This is a genomic window from Kitasatospora sp. NPDC051984, assembly GCF_044593455.1.
Lineage (GTDB): Bacteria > Actinomycetota > Actinomycetes > Streptomycetales > Streptomycetaceae > Kitasatospora.
This window is the reverse complement of sequence record NZ_JBIUCB010000009.1, coordinates 305,196-328,993: the sequence shown is the minus strand read 5'-3', so window position 1 is coordinate 328,993 and position 23,798 is coordinate 305,196. Positions and strand designations below refer to the sequence as shown.

The following is a 23,798-nucleotide window of genomic DNA, read 5'->3' as shown; positions in this document are numbered from 1 at the left end:
AAGCTAAGCCTCACAGCGCCGATGGTACTGCAGGGGGGACCCTGTGGGAGAGTAGGACGCCGCCGAACAATCATTCAGGGAAAGCCCCCCGCCTTTTGGCGGGGGGCTTTTTCGCGTTTCCTGGGCATTTCCGGGCGCCTCTCGGGGGCGGGCGGGTGGAACGAGTCCGGTCTGTGATCGGTGGGCTGTTGTCTGGGCCGGGGCTTGGCGGCAGACTGCCCGTCATCGAGATTGGTCCAGACCATCGGCGGGCGGGAGGGCTTCGGGGGAATGGGAGCGGATGGGTGGGGTTCGCCCGCGGGGGTTCGGCGGGCGGGGCAGCACGGGGTGGTGCTGGGAGCTGCTGCGGTGACGGTGCTGGTGGCGGTGGCGGTGTTGACCGCGCTGACGGCACTGACGGGGAGTTCGGTGACGCAGGGGATGCGGCACCGGTTGGCGGCGGATTCGCGGTTCTCGGTGTCGCTGTCGGGGCGGTATGCCGAGGGCGGGGACACGGCGGCGGATGCGCAGGTGCGGGCGGCGTTGCACCGGGCGTTGCCGGGGATGCCGGCGGAGATCGAAGAGGCGCTGCACGGGGCGATGCCGTTGCGGACGCCGCTGCCGAAGGTGGCGGGGGCGGACTCGTCGCCGCTGGGGTTGGCGATGGCGCCGCTGGCGGTGACGGAGCCGCAGCGGGTGGCGGAGTTGGCGCAGGGGGCCTGGCCGATCGGGCTTGAGCAGGTGGCGGTGTCGGAGACGGCGGCGCGTCTGCTGGGGGTGTCGACGGGGGCGAGGTTGCCGTTGGCGCTGCCGGCCGGCGGGACCTTGTCGCTGACGGTGAGCGGGGTGTACCGGGAGCTGCCGGGGGCGGCGCGGCTGTGGCGGGCGTGGGGTGCGACGTCCGCGGTGGAGTCGCCGGAGCGCCTGGTGCTGGCGTCGCAGGAGTTGCTGCGGACGCATCCGCTGCTGCACGACCAGGTGGACGTGCAGTGGACGGCGGTGCCGGAGCCGGGGCAGGTGCGGCCGGAGGGGCTGGGGCTGCTGCGGGACCGGGTGGAGCGGCTGACGGGCGGTGATGTGAACCGGGCGGTGTTCCGGGGCGCGAACCCGTCGCTGCAGGGGTTGCGGGCGTCGAGCGATCTGTCGGCGGTGTTGAACGATCTGCGGTCGCCGATGATGGTGGCGCGGTCGGGGATGCTGGTGCCGGTGACGATGCTGGCGGTGCTGTCGGCGGTGACGATGGTGCTGACGGCACGTCAATTGACGGATTTCCGAAGGGCGGAGCTGCTGTTGCAGCTGGCGCGCGGCGCGGGTCGGGTCCGGCTGTTGGGTGCCGCGGCGGTGGAGTGGGCGCTGTGCACGGTGCCGGCGGCGCTGCTGGGGGTGTGGGTCGCGGGGCCGTTGCTGCGGTTGCTGGAGCGGCTGGGGCTGCCGGTGGACGGGGCGGCCGCGGAGGCGACGGGCGCGGCGGCCTGGGCGGTGGCCGGGGTGGCGTTGGTGCTGCACGGGTGTGCGGCGCTGCTGCCGGTGCTGTGGACGGCGGACGGCGGCGAGCGGGAGACGCCGTCGCGCAGTGCCCGGCGGGCGGTGGCGCAGCGGGCCGGGGCGGACCTGGTGCTGGCGGCGGTGGCGGTCCTGGCGTATCTGCAACTGCGGCAGTACCAGGGGCTGTTGAGCCCGGCGTCGAGTGCGGTCGGGTTCGATCCGGTGCTGGTGGCGGCGCCGGTGGTGATGACGGTGGCGGCGGCGTTGCTGCTGTTGCGCTTGTTGCCGCCGCTGGGTCGGGGGTTGGAGGCGTTGGCGCGGCGTGGGCGGGGTCTGGTGGCTCCGCTCAGCGGTTGGCAGGTGAGTCGGGGCCGGGCGGGTCAGGCGGCGCCGGTGCTGTTGATGGCGTTGGCGTTGGCGGTCGGGGCGTTGACGACGACGGCGATCGCGGGTGAGGGGCCGAGCGACCGGGACCGGGCGGCGTTCGAGCTGGGGGCGGACCTGCGGGTGACGGGTGGTGAGCTTCCGGCGGGGGCGCGGCTGGCGGCGCTGTCGGCGGTGCCGGGGGTGGCGGCGGTGACGCCGGTGGCTTCGGTGTCGGGCCAGATCCAGGGGGCGCAGGTTTCGGTGCTGGCGGTGGACACGGCGGCGGTGGGGCCGGTGGCGACGTCGGAGCGGACGGCGCCGGGGGCCTGGACGCATGCGGTTCCGGCGGTCCGGGCGGATCTCGAACAGGGCGCGCTGGCCGCCCAGTTGGCGTTGCTGCGGGACGACGAGGTGCCGGTGCACGGGATGCCGCTGGAGGGACGCCCGTCGGAGCTGAAGGTGCGGGCGGCGGTGTCGGCGGCGGACCGGGTGGGCCAGGTGTGGCTGGTCGCGCAGGTGGAGGACGCGAGTGGCCTGGTGACGCAGGTGCAGGCGGAGCTGACGGCGGACGGGGTGGCCCGGTCGGTGTCGCTGCCGTTGGCGTCGGGGACGTTGCACTATCCGCTGCAGGTCACGCAGTTGGGGGTGCGGAGTGCGGCGCGGGGTTTCCCGCGGGCGACGCTCCGGCTGGCGGTGTCGGCGGTCGAGAGGGCGAGCGTGCCGCCTGGCGCGAGCTGGGTGAACGTCACGCGCGGGGACGTTCGGGTGGCGGGCATGGGGTGCCCGGGCGTGACGGATCTGGGGGACCGGCGGGTCGAGGCGGGGGTGTGCGAGGTGTCGAAGCCCGAGGGCGGGCTGCTGGCGGCGGTGGTGCGCGGGGCGGATCCGACGCAGGGGGAGGCCTTGGACGGGGTGTCGTTCGGACTGCTGCCGTCGGGGACGCCGAAGCGGGTGCAGGGGATGCCGGTGACGGGGTACCTGGTGCCGGCGCTGGTGAACGAGGCGTTCGCGCGGAAGATCCGGTTCGGGATCGGTGGCGAGGTGCGGCTGATGGGTGGCCCGGAGGACCTGTTCGGGCTGCGGATCGTCGGGGTGCTGCCCGAGCTGCCGGGCGGCGGGGACCGTGACAAGGCGCAGGTGCTGGTGGATCTGCCGGCGTTGTCGGCGGCGCGGTCGGGGCTGGGGCTGCCGCCGGTGACGGACGGGTCGTGGCTGCTGGCGGCGCAGTCGAGGGCCGGCGCGGAGCAGGCGGAGCGGGTGATCGCGGCGGATCCGCGGCTGGGCCGGGTGGAGAGCGTCCGGTCGCGGGCGGCGGCGTTGGCGGCGGATCCGTTCCGCTCGGGCCGGCGCAGTGCGCTGGTGCTGTCGTTGGCGCTGTCGCCGGTGTTCGCGGTGGCCGGGTTCACGGTGCACGCGGTGGGTTCGGCGCGCTCGAGGCGCCGGGAGTTCGCGGTGCTGCGGGCGATCGGGGTGCGGCGCCGGCAGTTGGCGGGCGTGCTGCGGCTGGAGCAGTTGGCCGTGGTGGGTTTCTCGGTGCTGCTGGGCGGGGCGCTGGGTGTCGCGCTGGCGGCGGTGGTGCTGCCGTTGATCGTGGTCGACGGGAGCGGCCGAGCGGTGTTCCCGTCCATGGAGTTGACGGTGGGCTGGGGCTGGACGGCGGCGGTGGTGTTGGCGACCGGCCTGGGGGTCGGCACGGTGGTGCTGGTGCTGTCGCGGATGTTGGCGCGGGTGGATCTGGCGCGTGAGCTGCGGGCGGGGGAGAGCGGATGAGGGGCCTCGGCGGGTTCGGTGGGTGGCGTCCGGCGCTGCGGGAGGCCCGGACGGGGTGGCCGGTGCTGGTGGTGCTGACGGCGCTGGCGGTGGTGCTGACGGTGGCGTCGCTGCTGTGGCCGCCGGTGTTCGACGGCCTGGCGACGAAGGAGCTGAGCCGTCGGCTGACGGTGGCGCAGGTGGACGGGCCGCTGGTGATGGCGCGGGCGTCGCTGAAGGCGCCGCGGAACTTCTACGGCAGTTCCACGGCGCCGCAGTTCGGCTCGTTGGACAGTGACCTGACCCGGGTCGGGGAGACCCTGCGGCAGGGGGCGTCGGGGGAGTTGGCGCACACCCTGGTGCGGGTGTCGGGCTGGGCGCAGAGCGAGGGCATGAAGCTGTCGGGAGCGGGAGTGCCCGAGCCGGACGACAGTGGCACGTCGGTGTCGCTGGCGTACGCGCAGGACGCGGCGGACCGGGTGCGCTGGACGGCGGGCCGGGCGCCGGCGCAGCCGGACGGGGCGAAGGAGGCTCCGGTCGAACTGGGGATGTCCCGCCAGGGGTTGGAGCAGTTCGGGCTGAGGGTCGGGCAGCGGGTGAAGCTGGAGGGGCAGACGGAGGCCACCGAGGCGGTGGTGGTCGGCGAGTTCGAGCCGCTCGACGGCGCGGACGACCTCTGGCGTGAACTCCCGTTGCTGAACTCGCCGTTGTACGCGCCGGAGCCGAACGGGTACGTCCGGTACGGGCAGGCGCTGGTGGCTCCGGCGGGGCTGGAGGCGTTGGAGGCGCGCGGGTCGCTGTCGGTGTCGGCGACCTGGGCGTTCCAGGCGGCGCAGCAGCCCTGGGGGACCGGTGGCACGGCCGCGGGTACGCGTGAACTGGCAGTCGGGGCAAAGGGGTTCACCAGGTCGGCGGTGGACCGGGTGTGCGGCGAGATCGTCTCGGATTCGCTGCCGTGCCCGGCGGGGGTGCGGACGGTGTCGCCGCCGCAGGTGCAGGAGCGGCTGTCGGTGCTGATGGACCGGTTCGCGGAGCAGCGGGCCCGGACGGTGTCGCTGCAATCCTTCGCGCTGGCCGGGCTGTTGGCGATCGGGGTGTCCACGGCGGTGGCGGCGGCCAGGCTGGGCGCGCGGCGCCGGGAGGCGGCGCTGACGCTCCAGCGGGCGCGTGGGGCGGGTGAGATCGCGCTGGCGGCGGTGCGAGCCCTGGAGGCCGTTCCTGCGGTCCTGGTAGGGGTGTTGGCCGGCCGGCTGGCGTCCCGGTCGCTGGCGGGGGAGCGGCCGCTCGGTGCGTGGTGGCCGGCGCTGCTGGCGGCCCTGCTGGTGGCGGGCGCGCCCGCGGTGGCGGTGTGGTGGCAGGGTCGGGCGGTCCGCCGGGCGGGCCGGGAGCCGGTGCAGCGGCGGGGCCTGAAGCGGGCGTTGGGCCTGTCGGCGCGGGTCGTGGTGGAGGGCACGGTGCTGGCGCTGGCGGCGGCGGGCGTGCTGCAGCTGCGGCTGCGCGGCGCGGTGTCCGCGGCGGCGACCGACCCGGATCCTCAACTGGCCCTGGTGCCGGTGGTGTTGGGCCTGGCGGCGGTGGTCGTGGTGCTGCGGGTGTACCCGGTGCCGCTGCGGGTGCTGACCGGCTGGGCGCGGCGGCGGCGCGGCACGGTCGCGCTGGTCGGCCTGTCGCAGGCCGGGCGGCGTTCCGCGGCGGCGGCGACGGCACTGCTGGTGCTGGTGCCCGCGCTGGCCTGCGCGGTGTTCGGCGCACTGGTGTCCGGGACGGTGCGGCAGGGCCGGGTGGAGGCCGCCGAGTGGCGCACCGGCGGGGACGCGGTGGTCCTCGGGCCGTCGCAACGCCCGTTGCCACTTGAGGAGTTGGCGAAGGTGCCGGGTGTCGGCGGGGTGCTGCCGGTACGCGGCGGGGTGGCCGTGCTGACCGCCGACGAGGACGGCTCGGTGGTCAAGGGCGTCGGCCTGGTCGGCGTCGACCGGACGGCGCTGGAGGCGGTGGAGCCGGGCTCCCCGGTGGCGGCGGCGCTGTCCGGCGCCGCCCTGTCCGCACCGCTCGCCGCGGGCGCGGAACTGCCCGCGCTGGCCGACGCGAAGACCGCCGCGCGCTACCCCGAGGGGTCGTTCGACGCGGACGCCGGGGCGACCAGGTTCCGGGTCCGGATCGTCGGCGTGCTGCCCGCCGGGGCGGACCGGGACCGGGCGATCGGCCCGGTGGTCGGCGACGTCGCCACCGGCCCGCTGCTGGTGTTCGGCGGGCCCGCCGCGGACCGGCTGCCCCGGCAGACCGGGCAGCGCAACGCCGCGGTGCTGTTCGCCGAGCCCGGCCGGCCCGGCTCGCCGGCCGGTGCGCAGCGGATCGACGGGGCCCGGCTGCGGGCCGTGGTCGCGGCCTCGGCGGCGACCGGGGGCGCGGGTGGCGCAGGGGCGGCCGGCGGTGCGGTGCTGCGTGGGGCGCCGGTGGAAGTCCGCGACCTGGCAGGGCAGTTGAGGGAGTCCGCGGACGACGGGCTGGTGTCGGCGCTGGAGTTGGCGTTCCGGACGGCGGCGGCGATCGGGCTGCTGCTCGGGCTGGCGGCGGTGGTCCTGGAGCTGCTGCTCGGCTCGGCGGAGCGCGGGCGGATGCTCGCGTACCTGCGGACGCTGGGGCTGGACGGGCGCTCTGCGGCGGGCGTCCAACTGGTGCAGCTGCTCCCGGTGATGGCGGCGGCGGTGGTCGGCGGCACGGTGCTCGGCCTGGGGCTGCCGTGGCTGCTCGGGCCGGCGCTGGAACTGCGGGCGTTCACGGCGGGGCCGGGGGCGCCGGCGTTCGCTCCGGACTGGCTGACGATAGCTGCTGCCGCTCTGGCGCTGCTGGTGCTGGTGCCGTGTGCGGCGGCGCTGGAGGGGGTGACGGGGCGGCGGCGGGTCCCGCAACTGCTTCGGCTCGGTGAAGGAGCGCAGTAACCGGTTCAAGAACGGACAGTGCAACGGGGTCGTGCGTCGTCGGCGTGCGGCCCCGTCGTGCTTGGCCGCGCAGTTCGCCCCCTCGCTTCGCTGGGGGGACCCCAGCGCCCCTGATGGGGCGCGAGAGTTAGGGGTGTCAGTGGGGCGCGGTAGGTTCATCGGTGCGATGTGTCCTGATTGTGGGTGAGGTGTCCGTTGCAGTTGGCGCAGGTGGAGGGGGTCCTGGAGCGGGTCACGTACGCCAATGAGGACACGGGGTACACGGTGGCGCGGGTGGACACCGGGCGTGGGGCGAATGATCTGTTGACGGTGGTGGGGGCGCTGCTCGGGGCGCAGGTGGGGGAGAGCCTGCGGTTGTTCGGGCGGTGGGGGTCGCATCCGCAGTACGGGCGGCAGTTCACGGTGGAGAACTACACGACGGTGCTGCCGGCCACCGTGCAGGGCATTCAGCGGTACTTGGGTTCGGGGTTGATCAAGGGGATCGGGCCGCGGTTCGCGGAGCGGATCGTGGAGCGCTTCGGGGTGGAGACCCTGGAGGTGATCGAGAACGAGCCGAAGCGGCTGATCGAGGTGCCGGGGCTGGGGCCGAAGCGGACGAAGATGATCGCCAAGGCGTGGGAGGAGCAGAAGTCCATCAAGGAGGTGATGGTCTTCCTGCAGAGCGTCGGGGTGTCGACATCGTTGGCGGTGCGGATCTACAAGCAGTACGCGGACGCGTCGATCGGGGTGGTGAAGAACCAGCCGTACCGGCTGGCGGCGGATGTGTGGGGCATCGGGTTCCTGACGGCGGACCGGATCGCGCAGGCGGTGGGTATTCCGCACGATTCGCCGGAGCGGGTGAAGGCGGGCCTGCAGTACGCGCTGTCGCAGTCCACCGACCAGGGGCACTGTTATCTGCCGGAGGAGCGGCTGATCGCGGACGGGGTGAAGCTGCTGCAGGTGGATGTGGGGCTGGTGATCGACTGCCTGGCGGAGCTGGTCGCGGCGGAGGGTGTGGTGCGCGAGCGGCTGCCGGGCGGGGACGGTCTGGAGGTCACCGCGGTGTATCTGGTGCCGTTCCACCGGGCGGAGATCTCGCTGGCGGGCCAGTTGCTGCGGCTGTTGCGGGCCGAGGAGGACCGGCTGCCGTGGTTCCAGGGGGTGGACTGGCCGGCCGCGCTGGGCTGGCTGGCGAAGCGGACGGGTGCGGAGCTCGCCCCGGAGCAGGAGCAGTCGGTGCGGCTGGCGCTGACCGAGCGGGTCGCGGTGCTGACCGGCGGGCCGGGCTGCGGCAAGTCGTTCACGGTGAAGTCGATCGTGCAGTTGGCGCTGGCGAAGCGGGCGAAGGTGGTGCTGGCGGCGCCGACGGGGCGGGCGGCGAAGCGGCTGGCGGAGCTGACCGGCGCGGAGGCGTCCACCGTGCACCGGTTGTTGGAGCTGAAGCCGGGCGGGGACGCCGCGTACGACCGGGACCGGCCGTTGGACGCGGACCTGGTGGTGGTGGACGAGGCGTCGATGCTGGATCTGATCCTGGCGAACAAGCTGGTCAAGGCGGTCGCGCCGGGTGCGCACCTGCTGTTCGTGGGGGACGTGGACCAGCTGCCGTCGGTGGGTGCGGGCGAGGTGCTGCGTGACCTCCTGTCGCCTGGCAGCCCTATCCCGTCGGTGCGGCTGACCCGGATCTTCCGGCAGGCCCAGCAGTCGGGTGTGGTGGTGAACGCGCACCGGATCAACGAGGGCCTGCCGCCGCTGACCGACGGCCTGCCGGACTTCTTCCTGTTCGCGGAGGACGACACGGAGCGCGCGGCGGGCCTGACGGTGGACGTGGTGGCCCGCCGCATCCCGCAGCGCTTCGGTCTGGACCCGCGGCGCGACGTCCAGGTGCTGGCACCGATGCACCGCGGCCCGGCGGGGGCGGGCGCGCTGAACACGCTGCTCCAGTCGGCGGTCACGCCGGCCCGCGAGGGCCTGCCCGAACGGCGTTTCGGCGGGCGGACGTTCCGGGTCGGCGACAAGGTGACGCAGATCCGGAACAACTACGACAAGGGGCGCAGCGGCGTCTTCAACGGCACAGTGGGCGTCGTGACCTCGCTCAGTGTGGACGATCAGCGGCTGACGGTGATGACCGACGAGGACGAGGAGATCCCGTACGACTTCGACGAACTCGACGAGTTGGCGCACGCGTACGCGGTGACGATCCACCGTTCTCAGGGCAGCGAGTACCCGGCGGTGGTGATTCCCGTCACGATGTCGGCGTGGCCGATGCTTCAGCGCAATCTGCTGTACACCGCGGTGACGCGGGCGAAGAAGCTGGTGGTCCTGGTGGGGTCGCGGAAGGCGATCGGGCAGGCGGTGCGGGCGGTGAGCGCCGGGCGGCGGCACTCCGCGCTGGACCACAGATTGGCCTCGGGGCGTGGTTCAGGGGGTACGGTACGGGCAGAGGTTGTCTTGACGTGAAGAGATTTAGGGCGGAACCTGGTCTGGTGCCGATCTTGTCCGGTTCACACCGGCTGCGGCAGCAGAGTTTGTAGGCCCTGGTCCTTTCCCGGGTCACCCCCGGTGCGCGGCCGTCCTTCGGATGGGGGATCGTTGAGACAGTCAGGGCAGTCGGATGAGGATCAATTTCGTCGGTGAGGAAGACGTGAGCGACAAATCGGTAGTACTGCGGTACCAGGACGGCGAGTACGAGTACCCCGTCGTCGAGAGCACTGCGGGCAACGCCGGCTTCGACATCTCGAAGCTGCTTCCGCAGACCGGCCTGGTCACCCTGGACAACGGTTTCGGCAACACCGCCGCCAACAAGTCCGCGATCACCTTCATTGACGGTGACGCCGGCATCCTGCGCTACCGCGGCTATCCGATCGAGCAGCTGGCCGGAGAGGCCAACTTCATCGAGACCGCCTACCTGCTGATCAACGGCGAGCTGCCGAACGCGGGCGAGTTGGCGACGTTCAGCAACGAGATCACCCAGCACACCCTGCTGCACGAGGACGTCAAGCGCTTCTTCCAGGGCTTCCCGCGGGACGCCCACCCGATGGCGATGCTGTCCTCGGTGGTCGGCGCGCTCTCCACCTTCTACCCGGAGAGCCACAACCCGTTCGACGCGGACCAGCGCCACCTGTCGACGGTGCGCCTGCTGGCGAAGCTGCCGACGATCGCGGCGTACGCGTACAAGAAGGCGATGGGCCAGCCCTTCGTCTACCCGCGCAACGACCTCGGCTACGTCGAGAACTTCCTGCGGATGACCTTCGCCGTTCCGGCCGAGGACTACGAGCTGAACCCGGTCGTGGTCAACGCCCTGGACAAGCTGCTCATCCTGCACGCCGACCACGAGCAGAACTGCTCCACCTCGACGGTGCGCCTGGTCGGCTCCTCGCACGCCAACCTGTTCGCCTCGATCTCGGCGGGCATCTCGGCGCTCTGGGGCCCGCTGCACGGCGGCGCCAACCAGGCCGTGCTGGAGATGCTGGAGCAGATCAAGAACGACGGCGGCGACGTCGACGCCTTCATCCGCAAGGTGAAGAACCGCGAGGACGGCGTCAAGCTGATGGGCTTCGGCCACCGCGTCTACAAGGCGTTCGACCCGCGCGCCGCGCAGGTCAAGGTGCTCGCCCACGAGGTGCTGGCCCAGCTCGGCAAGTCCGACGAGCTGCTGGAGATCGCCCTCAAGCTGGAGGAGCACGCGCTCAAGGACGACTTCTTCGTCTCGCGTCGCCTCTACCCGAACGTGGACTTCTACACGGGTCTGATCTACCGCGCGATGGGCTTCCCGACCAGCATGTTCACCGTGCTGTTCGCGCTCGGCCGGCTGCCCGGCTGGATCGCCCACTGGCACGAGATGATCAAGGACCCGACCAGCCGGATCGGCCGCCCGCGGCAGATCTACACCGGCGTCGAGATCCGCGACTACGTGCCGCTCGACGGCCGCTGAGCGAGCCGCGACCGAACGAAGGGGCCCGGCCCCCGGCCTCCCGATGAGGGAGGCGGGGGCCGGGCCCCTTTTTCGATGCCGTGGTGCTGGTTGTTGGGGCGCACGGCGCCCGGGACGGACCCCGGGTGGGGAACGGCCGCTCAAAGCAATCCCCGGGCTCCCGGATCCGGCCCGGCGCCGTGCGCGAGGGCCGTCGACGAATCGACGACCGTCCGGGGCCCGCCGGAGCCCCGCTCTACAAAAGGTAAGACGTAACAGGGGGCGCAGAGTTACGCCAGGGGGGTGTGAGTTGCCTCTCTCCACTCTCCGTGTGCATCCGCGCACCCGGACGGCGGAGCGCATATCACACCGCACGGTGAGCGCGCGACGTCACCCACCCCGCAGACACCGCAACCCAGCGTGATAGGAATCGTGGCAATCCGGTACGGACCGCCTGCCATCCGCTGAGCGGTGAACGGTCAGGGAGGGAGTCCGCTATGGCCAGGAACGTTGTTGTCACCGGTGGAGGAACCGGCATCGGCCTCGAGGTGGCCCGGCGCTTCGCCGAGGCCGGCGAGCAGGTGGTGATCGTCGGCCGCCGTCCCGGCGTCCTCGACCACGCCGCCGCCGAACTCGGCCCCAACGTCACCCCGTTGGTGTGCGACCTCGCCGACCCGGACGCCGTGGAGGCCGCCCTGGCCGAACTGCCCGCCCGGATCGACGTGCTGGTCAACAACGCCGGCAGCCGGGAGACGGTGTTCGGCGCCGGCCCGCACGCCGTACTGGCCCGCTGGCGCGGCGACTTCGAACGCAACGTGCTCACCGCCGTGCTGCTCACCGAGTCCGTCCGTGACCGGCTCACCCCCGGCTCCGGCCGGGTCATCACCGTCTCCTCGATCGCCGCGCTGCGCGGCGCCGGCTCGTACGGGGCGGCGAAGGCCTCGCTGCACGCCTGGAACAACTTTCTGGCCGCCCAGCTCGGTCCGTCCGGGATCACCGCCAACATCGTGGCGCCCGGCACGGTGGCGGGCACCGAGTTCTTCGGGCCGCGCCTGGACGAGGCGGAGGTCGCCCGCCGCTCGGCGCGCACTCTGCTCGGCCGGATCGGCGAGTCCGGCGAGGTCGCCGCCGCCGTGTGCTTCCTCGCCTCCGAGGAGGCCGGGTTCATCACCGGCGAGATCCTGCACTGCAACGGCGGTGAACTGCTCGGCCGTTGACCGGGCGGCCGGTGCTCAGGCCGGTGCTCAGGCCGGTGCTCAGGCCGGCTGGAAGCGGCGCAGACGCAGGCTGTTGGTGACCACGAAGACCGAGGAGAAGGCCATCGCGGCGCCCGCGATCATCGGGTTGAGCAGGCCGGTGGCGGCCAGCGGCAGGGCGGCGACGTTGTAGGCGAAGGCCCAGAACAGGTTGCCCTTGATGGTGGCGAGGGTCCGGCGGGAGAGCCGGATCGCGTCCGCCGCGGAGCGGAGGTCGCCGCGGACCAGGGTCAGGTCGGCGGCCTCGATGGCGGCGTCGGTGCCGGTGCCGATGGCCAGGCCCAGGTCGGCCTGGGCGAGGGCGGCCGCGTCGTTGACGCCGTCGCCGACCATGGCCACGGTGCGTCCTTCGGCCTGAAGGCGGCGGACGGTGGCGACCTTGTCCGCGGGCAGCACCTCGGCGATCACGTCCTCGGTGGGGATGCCGACCTCGGCCGCCACCGATTCGGCCACCAGCCTGTTGTCGCCGGTCAGCAGCACCGGACGCAGGCCCAGCGCCCGCAGTTCGGCGATCGCCTCCGCGCTGGTCGGCTTCACCGCGTCCGCCACCTCCAGCACGGCGCGCGCCGCGCCGTCCCAGGCGACGGTGACGGCGGTGCGGCCGGCCCGTTCGGCGGCGGCCCTGGTGTCGGCGAGGGCGGGCGGCAGGGGGGTGCCGGCGAGCAGCGCGGCGCGTCCGGCCAGCACCTGGTGGCCCTCGACGGTGCCCCGCACGCCCAGGCCGGGGACGTTCTCGAAGCTCTCGACCGGCTTCAGCTCGCCGAACTTCTCCTGCGCGGCGGCGGCGACGGCCTGGGCGATGGGGTGCTCGGAGGCGTGCTCCAGGGCGCCGGCCAGCCGCAGCGCCTCGTCCTCGGTGGTGCCCTCGGCGGTGTGGACGGCGGTGAGGGTCATGCGGCCGGTGGTGACGGTGCCGGTCTTGTCGAGGACGACGGTGTCGACCTTGCGGGTGTTCTCCAGGACCTCGGGGCCCTTGATCAGGATGCCGAGCTGGGCGCCGCGGCCGGTGCCGACCATCAGGGCGGTCGGGGTGGCCAGGCCGAGGGCGCAGGGGCAGGCGATGATCAGGACCGCGACGGCGGCGGTGAACGCCTCGGTGGGGCTGTCGGTGACCAGCAGCCACCCGATCAGGGTGGCGAGGGCGATCAGGATGACGGCGGGCACGAAGACGGCGGAGATCCGGTCGGCGAGGCGCTGGGCTGCGGCCTTGCCGTTCTGCGCGTCCTCGACGAGCTTGGCCATCCGGGCGAGCTGGGTGTCCGCGCCGACCCGGGTGGCTTCGACCACCAGCCGGCCGCCGGCGTTGACGGTCGCGCCGGTGACGAGGTCGCCGACGGCGACCTCGACGGGCACGGACTCGCCGGTCAGCATCGAGGCGTCCACGGCGGAGCTGCCCTCGACCACGGTGCCGTCGGTGGCGATCTTCTCGCCGGGACGGACCACGAACCGGTCGCCGACCGCGAGCCGGTCGATCGGGACGCGGGTCTCGCGGCCGCCGCGCAGCACCGTCACGTCCTTGGCGCCGAGGTCGAGCAGGGCGTGCAGGGCGGCGCCGGCGCGGCGCTTGGAGCGGGCCTCCAGCCAGCGGCCGAGCAGGATCAGGGTGGTGACGGCGGCGGCGGTCTCCAGGTACAGGGTGGAGGAGGCGGCGGTGCGGTCGACGGTGAAGGCGAAGGAGTGCCGCATGCCGGGCATCCCGGCGTGCCCCCAGAACAGCGCCCACACCGACCAGCCGAAGGCGGCCAGGGTGCCGAGCGAGACCAGGGTGTCCATGGTGGCGGCGCCGTGCTTGGCGTTGGTCCAGGCGGCGCGGTGGAACGGCCATCCGCCGTAGACGACGACGGGGCCGGTGAGGGCGAAGGACAGCCACTGCCAGTTGTCGAACTGGAGGGCCGGGACCATCGAGAGCAGCACCACCGGGAGGCTGAGCACGGCGCTGATCAGCAGCCGTTCGCGCAGGGGGTCGGGCTCCGGCGCGGGGGCGTCCGGCTCGGGCTCGGGGGCCGGCGGGAGTTCGGCGGTGTAGCCGGTCTTCTCCACGGTGGCGATCAGGTCGGCGACGCTGGTGCCGGGGCCGAAGTCCACCCGGGCCTTCTCGGTCGCGAAGTTGACGCTGGCCTCGACGCCGTCGATCCGGTTCAGCTTCTTCTCGATCCGGGCGGCGCAGGACGCGCAGGTCATACCGCCGATCGCCAGTTCGACGCGCTCCCGGGGCCCGGCGGGGGCGGCGGGATCGGTGGTGGTGCTCATCGGCTCGTTCTTTCTCGGCGGCGGCGCGGGGGCGGGCTACGCGGCCCACCCCCGGCGGCGGGTCAGGCGGCCCGGCCGACCAGCTCGTAGCCGGCCTCGTCCACGGCGGCGGCGATCTGCTCGTCGCTGACCGGGGACTCGGCGGTCACGGTGACGGTGCCGGCCTTGGAGTCGGAGGAGACCGCGGTGACGCCCGCAAGGACGGAGACCTCGCCGTTGATGGCCTTCTCGCAGTGGCCGCAGCTCATGCCGCTGACGTTGTAGGTGACGGTGCTGGACATGGAAACCTCCGGGACGCTCGCGCTTGTACCGACAGGAACAGCATACCCCCCAGGGGTATTCCTTCCAGGGGTGACCGGCGTTTTCTTCGGCCGGAGCAACCAGCGGCCCGAACCCGAGCCTAGTCCGCGGCCGCCGCCCGTCCGTAACGCCGGGCGGCCCGCCGCCACCCGTGGCGCCGAACGGCCCGACCGCCCGCCGAGGCCCGCCCGGTCGGGAAGGGCGGGGTGGACGGCGGTCCGATATGTTCGGAAATGTGCAACCTCGACGCCGGGAACGGACGCCGGCCACCGGGAGCGGCGATGTGTCGTCCTCCTGGCGTCGGGCCGCGTTGCTCGCAGACCTGCAGGACGTCCCCCTGCTGCTCCGCTCCGCACCCGCGCTGATGGCCATCGGCCTGGTGACGATGGCCGACGTGCTGGCCGGGTCGAGCACCTACCTGGCGCCGCTGATGGTCGTCGTGCCGTCCGTCGCCGCGCTCACCCTCACACCGCGCGAACTGCTCGGGATGTGCCTGCTCGGCCTGCTGGTGATGCTGGCCCTCAACCGCTACTACGACCGGGTCACCGCCCCGTCCGACAGCCGGTTCCTGTTCGGCGCGGCGATCAGCTACATCGTGCTGAGCGCGTTCAGCGCCTGGGTCGCCGAACTGCGGATGCGACGAGCCCAGGCCTTCGCGGCCGTCAGCTCGGTCGCGGAGGCCGCCCAGCGGGCGCTGCTTCGCCAGCCCGACCCGGTCGTCGGGCCGCTGCGGCTGGCCGTGCACTACGTCTCCGCCGCGGACGCCGCCCGGATCGGCGGCGACCTGTACTCCGTGCTGGAAACCCCGCACGGCACCCGGGTGCTGGTCGGCGACGTCCGCGGCAAGGGGCTCGGCGCGGTGCAGACCGCCGCCGTGGTGCTCGGCGCGTTCCGCGAGGCCGCCTACGACGAGGAGCGGCTGCCGGACGTCGCCGCCCGGATCGAGGCCAGCATGCACCGGCACGTCGCCGACGGGGAGTTCACCACCGCGCTGTTCGCCGAGTTCCGCGCCGCCGGCCACGTCGACCTGGTGCACCTCGGCCACGTTCCGCCGATCCGGGTCGGCGCCGACGGCCGCGCCGAGGTGCTGGAGGACACCGACCCGTGGCTGCCGCTCGGCCTCGGCGACCTCGCCGCCGGCGCACCCCGCCCCATCACCGTCCCGTTCGGCCCGCAGGACGTCCTGGTGCTGTGCACCGACGGCGTGATCGAGGCCAAGGGCCGCCGCTCCGGAACGTTCTACCCGCTGGCCGAACGGGTCGGCCCGCTGGTCAAGGACGGCTGGCGGTCACTGACCGAGCTGGACACCGCCGTCGCCCACCTCTACGGCGACCTGCTGGAACACACCGGCGGCGAACTCGGCGACGACGCGCTGCTGCTGCTGATCACCCGGCCCGGCGAGGCGCAGGCCGATCACTTGGCGTCGCCGTAGCAGTCGACCACGGCGGTGCTGAGCGGGAACCGGACCGGGGTGTCGCCGAACACCAGGGCCGACGCCTCGTCGGCCGCCGCCGCGACCTCGGCGGCCACCGCGTCCGCCAGGTCGGCCGGGGTGTGCACCACCACCTCGTCGTGCTGGAAGAACACCAGGTGCGGGCGGTCCGGGCCGGAACGCAGCGCGGCCAGCCGGCGGCGCAGCGCCGCCAGCAGGGCCAGCGCCCAGTCGGCGCCGGAGCCCTGGATGACGAAGTTGCGGGTGAAACGGCCCCGGGCGCGGGCCGAACGGCCGCCCGCCTCGCCGGACTCCGGGGCCTCGGTGAGGTCCAGCCAGTCCGCCGACGGCGGCGGGCAGACCCGGCCCAGCCGGGAGGAGACCACGCCGCCGTCCTCGCCGGTGCGGGCCGCGGCCTCCACGTAGCCCATCGCGTCCGGATAGCGGCGGCGCAGCGTGTTCAGCAGCGGGCCGATACCGCCGCCCGTCTGGCCGTACATCGCGCCCAGCAGGCCCAGCTTGGCCTTCTCCCGGTCGCCCTGGAAGGCACTCGCGGCGAGCGCCGCGTACAGGTCGCCGCCGGCGGCGGTGCGGGCCAGGCCGCGGTCGCCGGACAGCGCGGCCAGCACCCGCGGCTCCAGCTGCGCGGCGTCCGCGACCACCAGCAGCCAGCCCGGGTCGGCGACCACGGCGCGGCGCAGGGTGCGCGGGATCTGCAGCGCGCCGCCGCCCCGGGACGCCCAGCGGCCGGTGACCACGCCGCCCACCACGTACTCGGGGCGGAACCGGCCGCCGCGCGCCCACGCCGCCTGCCAGGCCCAGCCGTGCGCGGCGTGCAGCCGCGACAGCTCCTTGTAGCGGACCATCAGGGCCGCCGCCGGGTGGTCGACCGCCTTCAGCTCCCACGAGCGGGTGGACGACAACTGGATGCCGCGATCGGCGAACGCCTTGATCACCTGGGTGTGCGAGTCCAGGTTGAACGGCCTCGCGCCGAGCGCCTGCTGCACCTCCAGGGCGAGATCGGACAGCTTCGAGGGCAGCGTGCCCGGAATGGTCGGACGCGGGCCCAGCAGCTCGGTCAGCAGCGCGTCGTGCACGTCCGCGCGCCACGGCAGCCCGTCGTACGCCATCTCGCAGGCCAGCAGCGCCCCCGCCGACTCGGCCGCCACCAGCAGCCGGAACCGGGACCGGGCCGCCGGATCGGCGATCGCCGCGAGCCGCCGCAACTGCTCCGCGTGGACGGCCACCGTGGCCTCCAACGGATCGGTGCCGGGCGGCAGTTGCAGCCGGTCCGGGGCGAACAGGCCGTCCTCGTCGGGCAGCGCGCCCTCCGGCAGGTCGGCCGGCACCGGCAGCCCGCGCAGCCGCGCCCACGCCGCGCCCAGCGAACGCGGCGAACCGAACCGGCCCTCCCGGCCGAGCAGCAGCGCCTCCGTCAACCGCAGGTCGTGGCAGCGCGCCACCCGCTCCGGCAGCGCGGCCAGCAGCGGGCCGTACGCGGTGTCGGCGGTCGGCCACACCCAGCGCGGCGCGTGCTCGGCCTCCACCGCCGCGACCGCCTCGGCCAGCCGCGGCACCCGCTCGGCCGGGCCGAGCGGGGAACCGTCCTCGGCCAGCGGGCGCAGCCGCCCGCCCGGGCCGTGCGGGTCGGGCACCAGGGCGTATCGCACGGGGCGGCTCCTTCCGGGGGCGGGCAGGTTTCGTGCTGCGGCTTCGTGCTGCGGCGGGGGACCTGTTGACGGTAGCCGGTACCGGTGACAGCCCACGTCAGCAGTGCTTGTGGGGATTCGGTGTTCCGCCCGGGCCCGGCGCCCCGTAGGGTCGGCGGACATGAGCGACAATCCCTTCTTCTCGCCCAGCACCCTGGTGTTCGAGCTTCCGCCCTTCGCCGAGATCCGGGAAGAGCACTACCGTCCGGCGTTCGAGCGGGGCATGGCCGACCAGCTCGCCGAGGTCGCCGCGATCGTCGCCGACCCGGAGCCGCCGACCTTCGACAACACCGTGGTGGCGCTGGAACGTTCCGGCGCGGTGCTGCGCCGGGTGAGCGTGGTGTTCGAAAACCAGGACTCCTCCGACACCACCCCCGGAGTCCAGGCCCTCGACGCCGAGATCAGCCCCCGGCTGGCCGCCCACTCCGACGCGATCCACCTCGACGCGGCGCTGTTCGCCCGCATCGACACCCTGCACCGCACCCGCCACGAACTCGGCCTGGACGCCGAGTCGCTGCGCCTGCTGGAGCGCCACCACACCGCCTTCGTCCGGGCCGGCGCCCGCCTCGACGAGGCCGGCCAGCAGCGGCTGCGCGAGATCAACACCCGGCTCGCGGCCGACGCCGCCGCGTTCCGCAAGAACACCCACGAGGCCTCGCTGGCCGGCGCCATCGTGGTGGACAGCGCCGACGCCCTCGACGGGCTGCCCGACACCGCGATCGCCGCCGCCGCCGAGAACGCCCGCGCGCTCGGCCACGACGGCCACTGGGTGCTCAGCCTGAAGAACTTCTCCAACCAGACCGAACTCGCCGAGCTCACCGACCGCGCCCTGCGCGAGCGCCTGCTCACCGCCTCGCTGCGCCGCGGCCTGGACACCAACGGCCCGCTGGCCGCCCGGATGGCCGCGCTGCGCGCCGAACGCGCCGCGCTGCTCGGCTACGACAGCCACGCCGCGTACGTCGTCGCCGACGAGACCGCCGGCACCGTCGAAGCGGTCGGCGCGATGCTCGGCCGCCTCGTCGGACCCGCCGTCGCCAACGCGGAGCGCGAGGCCGCCGAGCTGGCGGCCGCCGCGGCCGCCGACGGCGTCACCGAACTCGCCGCCCACGACTGGGCGTTCTACGCCGAGAAGGTGCGCGCCGAGCGCTACGACGTGGACACCGCCGCGCTGCGCCCGTACTTCGAACTCGAGCGGGTGCTGCGGGACGGCGTGTTCTTCGCGGCCGGCCTGGCGTACGGGCTGAGCTTCACCGAGCGTCCGGAACTGACGGCCTACCACGCGGACGCCCGGGTGTTCGAGGTGACCGACGCGGACGGGTCCTCGCTGGGCCTGTTCATCGGCGACTTCTTCGCCCGCGAGTCCAAGCGCGGCGGCGCGTGGATGAACGAACTGGTCCCGCAGTCCCGGCTGCTCGGCCGCAAGCCGGTGGTGGTCAACAACCTCAACATCGCGCACCCGCCGGCCGGCGAGCCGGCGCTGCTCAGCTGGGACGAGGTGCGGACGCTGTTCCACGAGTTCGGGCACGCGCTGCACGGCCTGTTCTCGGACGTGCGGTACCCGCTGTTCGCGGGCACCGAAGTGCCCCGCGACTTCGTGGAGTTCCCGTCCCAGGTCAACGAGATGTGGATGGTCTGGCCCGAGGTGCTGGCCAACTACGCCCGGCACCACGTCACCGGCGAGCCGCTGGCCGCCGAGACGGTGGAGCGGATGCTGGCCGCCGAGAACTACGGGCAGGGCTTCCGCACCGTCGAGTACCTGGCGGCGGCGCTGCTCGACTGGGCCTGGCACTCGCTGCCGGCCGGCACGGTCGTCGAGGACGCGGAAACCTTCGAGGCCCGGGCACTCGCCGAGGCGGGCGTCGGGATGGCGACGGTGCCGCCGCGGTACCGGACCGGCTACTTCAACCACGTGTTCTCGAACGGGTACAGCGCCGGGTACTACGCGTACATCTGGTCCGAGGTGCTGGACGCCGAGACGGTGGAGTGGTTCCGCGGCGGCGGGCGCGAAGTGCGGGAGAGCGGCGAGCTGTTCCGGGCGGAGCTGCTTTCGCGGGGCGGGAGCCGGGACGCGATGGAGTGCGTGCGGGCGGTGCTGGGGCGGGAGCCTTCGATCGAGCCGCTGCTGGTGCGGCGCGGGCTGAAATAGGGGCCGGGACCCGCGCCCCGACAGGGGCGCGGGGAACTGCGCGAGCAACCACGCACGAGCAGGACGGAGGGCACCCGAGCGCCCCGTGCCTACCGTCCGGCGAACACCGGGCCGTAGCCGGGGGCCGGTGCGCCGGTGGGGGTGAGGGCGCAGTAGCCGCCGTTGCCGCGGCACCAGTACCACATGGTCCAGGCGGCGGCGAAGCCGTTCATCGCGGTGACCTGGCGGCGGATCAGTTCGGCGTTGCCGGGGGTGGCGGCGCTGGGCGGGCCCCATTCGCCGACCAGGACGGGGAGGTGGTGGGTGCGGGGGTAGGTGGTGATGGCGTCGGTGTAGGCGTCGACGAAGCCGCCGGCCGGGTCCCAGTCCCGGCCGGCTTCGACGGCGGTGTCGTAGAAGTGCGGGGCGTAGCCGATCCGGTCGGCGCCGGGCCGGGGGTCGGTGAAGGCGGGGAGCCGGGTGGGGACGCCCTGGCCGACCAGGACGGTGGGTTCGACGAACAGCCAGGCGTCGCGGTCGACCTGACGGACCGCCGCGATCAGGCGGCGGTACATGGCGGGGAGCCGGCCCTGTTCGAGGGCGGCGGCGGAGGCGGCGAGGACGGCCGGGTCGGTGGGGTCGCCGTTCACCGGGCCGAACGGCTCGTTGAACAGGTCGTAGCCGAGCAGGGCGCGGTGGCCGCGCAGTTCGCGGGCGACGGTGGCGTAGAGGTCGGCCTGGGCGCGTTGCAGGTCGCGGTCGTCGTAGAGGTGACGGAAGGCGGCCTGGACGGAGGGCTGGAAGTAGCCGGCGAACCAGTCGTTCGGGTCGGGGGTGAACGGCAGGCCGTCGTCGCGGGTGGCCCAGCTGGGTGCGCCGCCGTCGCCGCCGCCGAAGTACTGCCCGTAGACGTCCTGGTGGTAGTCGACGACGGCGTACAGGTGGTACTTCTCGGCCCAGTCCAGGATGCGGTGCAGGCGGGCGAGTTGGGCCTTGTCGTAGCGGCCGGGGGCGGGTTCGAGGCGGGCCCAGGAGACGGCGACGCGGATCAGTTGGAAGCCGTGCGAGGCGAGGTCGCGAAGGTCGGCCTCGGTGGTCTCGTCGTACTTGTCGAGGTTGAAGCCGCGCAGGTCGAGGACGCGTCCGTGCCGGTCGGTGAAGGCGGTGCGGCCGTCGGGGAGGGTGGTGGCGGAGACCTTGCGGGCGTCGAAGCGGTCGATGTGGTCGGCGGGCGGGCCGGCCGAGACGGTGCCGAGGACGACGGCGGCGGTGAGCAGCAGGGCGGCGGCGGAGCGGCGGACGCGCACGGGGCACCTCGCGGCGGGGTGGGGAGGGGTGGGGTGCGCCGATCCTGCCGGAGCCGTCCCCGCCGCACAAGAGGTGAGACATGCTCATGTTCGATGGGTGGTCAGGCCTCCGGCGTGGCGAGCATCGGCGGCAGGTCGGCAGCCGATGCTGGTCAGGCCTCCGGCGTGGCGAGCATCGGCGGCAGGTCGGCAGCCGCCGAGAGCCGGCCCCACAACAGGTCGGCGAGCGCCTGCACCATCCGGGCGCGCGGGCAGGGGCGGGTCTCCAGCCACCAGTCGCCGGCCGCCAGCACCATGCCGGTGATCGAGCGGCCCCAGGTCTCGGAGAGCAGCGGCCCGTCCTGCCCGAGGTCGATCTGCCGCTGGATGGCGCGGGTGATCTCCTCGGCGATCTGCCGCAGCGCGGGCGCCAGCGCGTTGCCCGCGCCGGTGGGATCGCCGGGCTCGGGGTGGGTGAGCAGCCGGTACACCTGCGGGCGGGCCTCGATCGCGGCCAGGTAGATGTCCAGCACGTGCTCGACCCGGTCGCGGCGCTCCAGCGGCTCGTTCAGGGCGGCCCGGACGGCGGCCAGCAGTCCGGCCGTGTGACGCGCCGTCAGCGCGCCGATCAGGCCGTTCCGGTCGCCGAAGTGCCGGTACAGGATGGGCTTCGTGATGCCCGCCTCGGCGGCGATCGCGTTCATGCTGGCGCTCGGGCCTTCGCGCTGGACGACCCGGTCGGCGGCGTTGAGCAGTTGTTCACGGCGGGGTTCGGTGGTCATGCGCTGCTCCTCGTGCGTGCAGGGCGGTCCGGGACGGGCGTTGACACCGGTTACCTATCGGTAGCAGACTCGCCACCATGTTACCGGAGGTAACAGCGCAGTGGCGCGGACGCTCCGGCCCGCATCCCCGTCCCATGGAGGCCGACCCATGACCACCTTCTCGCTCGACCCCGGGCCGGACCAGATCGCCGTCCGCGACTGGCTGCACGGCTTCGCCGCCGACGTCATCCGCCCGGCCGCCGCCGAGTGGGACGAACGCGAGGAGACCCCCTGGCCGATCATCCAGGAGGCCGCGAAGCTCGGCATCTACTCGCTCGACTTCTACGCCCAGCAGTTCTTCGACCCGTCCGGCGTCGGCATCCCGATCGCCATGGAAGAACTCTTCTGGGGCGACGCCGGCATCGCCCTGGCCATCACCGGCACCACCCTGGCCGCCGTCGCCGTGCTCGCCAACGGCACCGACGAGCAGATCGGCACCTGGGCACCGCAGATGTTCGGCACCCCCGACGACGTCAAGGTCGCCGCGTTCTGCTCCTCCGAGCCCGACGCCGGCTCCGACGTCTCCGCGCTGCGCACCCGCGCCGTCTACGACCAGGCCAAGGACGAGTGGGTGATCAACGGCACCAAGACCTGGGCCACCAACGGCGGCATCGCCCACATCCACGTCGTGGTCGCCACCGTCGACCCCGAGCTCGGCTCGCGCGGCCAGGCGTCCTTCCTGATCCCGCCCGGCACCAAGGGCCTGAGCCAGGGCCAGAAGTTCAAGAAGCACGGCATCCGCGCCTCGCACACCGCCGAGGTCGTCCTCGACGACGTCCGGATCCCCGGCCACTGCCTGCTCGGCGGCAAGGAGAAGCTGGACGCCCGCCTCGCCCGGGCCCGCGAGGGCACCAGGGGCGGCGGCAAGAACGCCGCGATGGCCACCTTCGAGGCCTCCCGCCCCGCCGTCGGCGCCCAGGCCATCGGCATCGCCCGGGCCGCGTACGAGGTCGCCCTGGACTACGCCAAGACCCGGGTCCAGTTCGGCAAGCCGATCATCGAGAACCAGGGCGTCGCCTTTCAGCTCGCCGACATGAAGACCCGGATCGACGCGGCCCGGCTGCTGGTCTGGCGGGCCTCCTGGATGGCCGTCAACAACCGGCCGTTCACCAACGCCGAAGGCTCGATGTCCAAGCTGTACGCCGGCGAGACGGCCAAGTTCGTCACCGCGCAGGCCATGCAGATCCTCGGCGGCAACGGCTTCACCCGCGAGTACCCGGTCGAGCGGATGCACCGCGACAGCGCGATCTACACCGTCTTCGAGGGCACCAGCGAGATCCAGCGGCTGGTCATCGCCCGGGCCATCTCGGGCGCGCCCATCCGCTGACGCCGCCTCGGCGTCCCCTCAGCGGGGGCCGGCCGTTCAGAACGAGGGTTCGCGCCGCTCCAGGAACGCCGCCAGGCCCTCGCGGACGTCCGGTGCCGTGCGGGAGGCACGCTCCCACGGCTCCAGGGCGTCTGCGGCATCCGCTGCGGGGACGGCCAGGGCCGCCTTCACCGCGCCGATGGTCTGGGGTGAGCGGTGGGTCAGCAGGCGGGCGAACTCGCGTGCGCGGGAGTCGAGTTCCTCGGCCGGGACGACCTCGTCCAGCAGGCCGAAGCGCTCCGCGCGGGCGGCCGGGACGAGCGCGCCGGAGAACAGCAGGTACTTGGCCCGGGCCGGGCCGACCAGCGCGGCCAGCCGCAGCGTCGGCACCGCCGGGTACACCACGCCCAGCTTGGCCGGGGTGATGCCGAGCCGGGCGTCCTCGGCGGCGAAGCGCAGGTCGCAGGCGACCGCCAGCTGGCAGCCGCCGCCCACGCAGGCGCCCCGGATCACCGCCAGCGTCGGCCGCGGGAATGCTGCCAGCGCCTCCTCGGCCGCCACGTTCAACGCGTGATAGGCGTCCGCGGCGGCCGGATCGGCGTACACCCCGGCGAGTTCGGCGATGTCCGCACCGGCCGAGAAGGTGCCCTCGGCGCCGGTCAGCAGCAGCGCCCGCACGTCGGCGCGGGCGCCCAGCTCGGCCAGCAGGCCCGGCAGCGCCCGCCACATGGCGCCGGTCACCGCGTTGCGGCGCTTCGGCCGGTCCAGCAGCACCGTCGCCACCCGGTCCGCGCCCACCCAGCAGCGCAGGCCCGCCACGCCGGTCGGCAGCTCGGTGTCCCCGGGGCCCGGGCGGTCGAGCGGGTCGGTGCTCGTGGACATCACGGCCTCCGGAATAGCGGAAAG

At 73.7% G+C, this 23,798-nt stretch carries 14 protein-coding genes; 8 read left to right on the top strand and 6 right to left on the bottom strand.

Features of this window, described 5'->3' with window-relative positions; translation table 11 throughout:
• Positions 1 to 330: 330 nt before the first annotated feature.
• The 5 genes from ACIHEI_RS20610 to ACIHEI_RS20590 all read left to right on the top strand — a co-directional run bounded on the left by ACIHEI_RS20610 (position 331) and on the right by ACIHEI_RS20590 (position 11,624).
• Positions 331 to 3,600 carry an ABC transporter permease gene (locus ACIHEI_RS20610; protein WP_396607611.1) on the top strand — a complete coding sequence of 1,090 codons (3,270 nt, stop codon included), beginning with the start codon at positions 331 to 333 and terminating at the stop codon, positions 3,598 to 3,600.
• Positions 3,597 to 6,518: a hypothetical protein gene (locus ACIHEI_RS20605; protein WP_396607610.1), complete on the top strand. Its 2,922-nt coding sequence runs from the start codon at positions 3,597 to 3,599 to the stop codon at positions 6,516 to 6,518. Before ACIHEI_RS20610 ends, ACIHEI_RS20605 begins: the two co-directional genes overlap by 4 nt.
• 195 nt (positions 6,519 to 6,713) lie before the next feature.
• On the top strand, positions 6,714 to 8,954 hold the full coding sequence (locus ACIHEI_RS20600) for an ATP-dependent RecD-like DNA helicase (RefSeq protein WP_396607609.1): 2,241 nt from the start codon (positions 6,714 to 6,716) through the stop codon (positions 8,952 to 8,954).
• Between the two features lie 184 nt (positions 8,955 to 9,138).
• Positions 9,139 to 10,428: a citrate synthase gene (locus tag ACIHEI_RS20595; RefSeq protein ID WP_387646642.1), complete on the top strand. Its 1,290-nt coding sequence runs from the start codon at positions 9,139 to 9,141 to the stop codon at positions 10,426 to 10,428.
• Positions 10,429 to 10,904: 476 nt separating this feature from the next.
• Positions 10,905 to 11,624: an SDR family NAD(P)-dependent oxidoreductase gene (locus ACIHEI_RS20590; RefSeq protein WP_387646640.1), complete on the top strand. Its 720-nt coding sequence runs from the start codon at positions 10,905 to 10,907 to the stop codon at positions 11,622 to 11,624.
• A 39-nt stretch (positions 11,625 to 11,663) separates the two neighbouring features.
• Here the strand turns inward: ACIHEI_RS20590 and ACIHEI_RS20585 are convergent, their stop codons facing one another.
• Positions 11,664 to 13,913 carry a heavy metal translocating P-type ATPase gene (locus tag ACIHEI_RS20585; RefSeq protein ID WP_396607608.1) on the bottom strand — a complete coding sequence of 750 codons (2,250 nt, stop codon included), beginning with the start codon at positions 13,911 to 13,913 and terminating at the stop codon, positions 11,664 to 11,666.
• Positions 13,914 to 13,975: 62 nt separating this feature from the next.
• Positions 13,976 to 14,194: a heavy-metal-associated domain-containing protein gene (locus ACIHEI_RS20580; protein ID WP_392956907.1), complete on the bottom strand. Its 219-nt coding sequence runs from the start codon at positions 14,192 to 14,194 to the stop codon at positions 13,976 to 13,978.
• A gap of 302 nt (positions 14,195 to 14,496) precedes the next feature.
• Between ACIHEI_RS20580 and ACIHEI_RS20575 the strand changes: the two genes are divergently transcribed.
• Entirely contained in the window at positions 14,497 to 15,645 is a 1,149-nt protein-coding gene (locus ACIHEI_RS20575; RefSeq protein ID WP_396607607.1) for a PP2C family protein-serine/threonine phosphatase, read from the top strand.
• Here the strand turns inward: ACIHEI_RS20575 and ACIHEI_RS20570 are convergent.
• Positions 15,627 to 17,315, bottom strand: a complete 1,689-nt coding sequence (locus ACIHEI_RS20570; protein WP_396607606.1) for a bifunctional 3'-5' exonuclease/DNA polymerase — start codon at positions 17,313 to 17,315, stop codon at positions 15,627 to 15,629. The two genes, ACIHEI_RS20575 and ACIHEI_RS20570, sit on opposite strands and share 19 nt — an antisense overlap.
• A gap of 160 nt (positions 17,316 to 17,475) precedes the next feature.
• On the opposite strand from ACIHEI_RS20570, the gene ACIHEI_RS20565 reads away from it, so the two are divergent.
• Positions 17,476 to 19,500 carry a M3 family metallopeptidase gene (locus tag ACIHEI_RS20565; RefSeq protein ID WP_396607605.1) on the top strand — a complete coding sequence of 675 codons (2,025 nt, stop codon included), beginning with the start codon at positions 17,476 to 17,478 and terminating at the stop codon, positions 19,498 to 19,500.
• Positions 19,501 to 19,589: 89 nt separating this feature from the next.
• Here the strand turns inward: ACIHEI_RS20565 and ACIHEI_RS20560 are convergent, their stop codons facing one another.
• Together ACIHEI_RS20560 and ACIHEI_RS20555 are read right to left on the bottom strand one after the other, a co-directional pair.
• Entirely contained in the window at positions 19,590 to 20,786 is a 1,197-nt protein-coding gene (locus ACIHEI_RS20560; protein WP_396607604.1) for a glycoside hydrolase family 5 protein, read from the bottom strand.
• Positions 20,787 to 20,938: 152 nt separating this feature from the next.
• Positions 20,939 to 21,547, bottom strand: a complete 609-nt coding sequence (locus tag ACIHEI_RS20555; RefSeq protein WP_387646622.1) for a TetR family transcriptional regulator — start codon at positions 21,545 to 21,547, stop codon at positions 20,939 to 20,941.
• Positions 21,548 to 21,695: 148 nt separating this feature from the next.
• Here ACIHEI_RS20555 and ACIHEI_RS20550 point away from each other — a divergent pair, with 148 nt between their 5' ends.
• A complete protein-coding gene (locus ACIHEI_RS20550) occupies positions 21,696 to 22,913 on the top strand; it encodes an acyl-CoA dehydrogenase family protein (protein WP_387646619.1) in 1,218 nt (405 codons plus the stop codon).
• A 36-nt stretch (positions 22,914 to 22,949) separates the two neighbouring features.
• Here the strand turns inward: ACIHEI_RS20550 and ACIHEI_RS20545 are convergent, their stop codons facing one another.
• Positions 22,950 to 23,774, bottom strand: a complete 825-nt coding sequence (locus tag ACIHEI_RS20545) for an enoyl-CoA hydratase/isomerase family protein (protein WP_392956899.1) — start codon at positions 23,772 to 23,774, stop codon at positions 22,950 to 22,952.
• Positions 23,775 to 23,798: the final 24 nt, after the last annotated feature.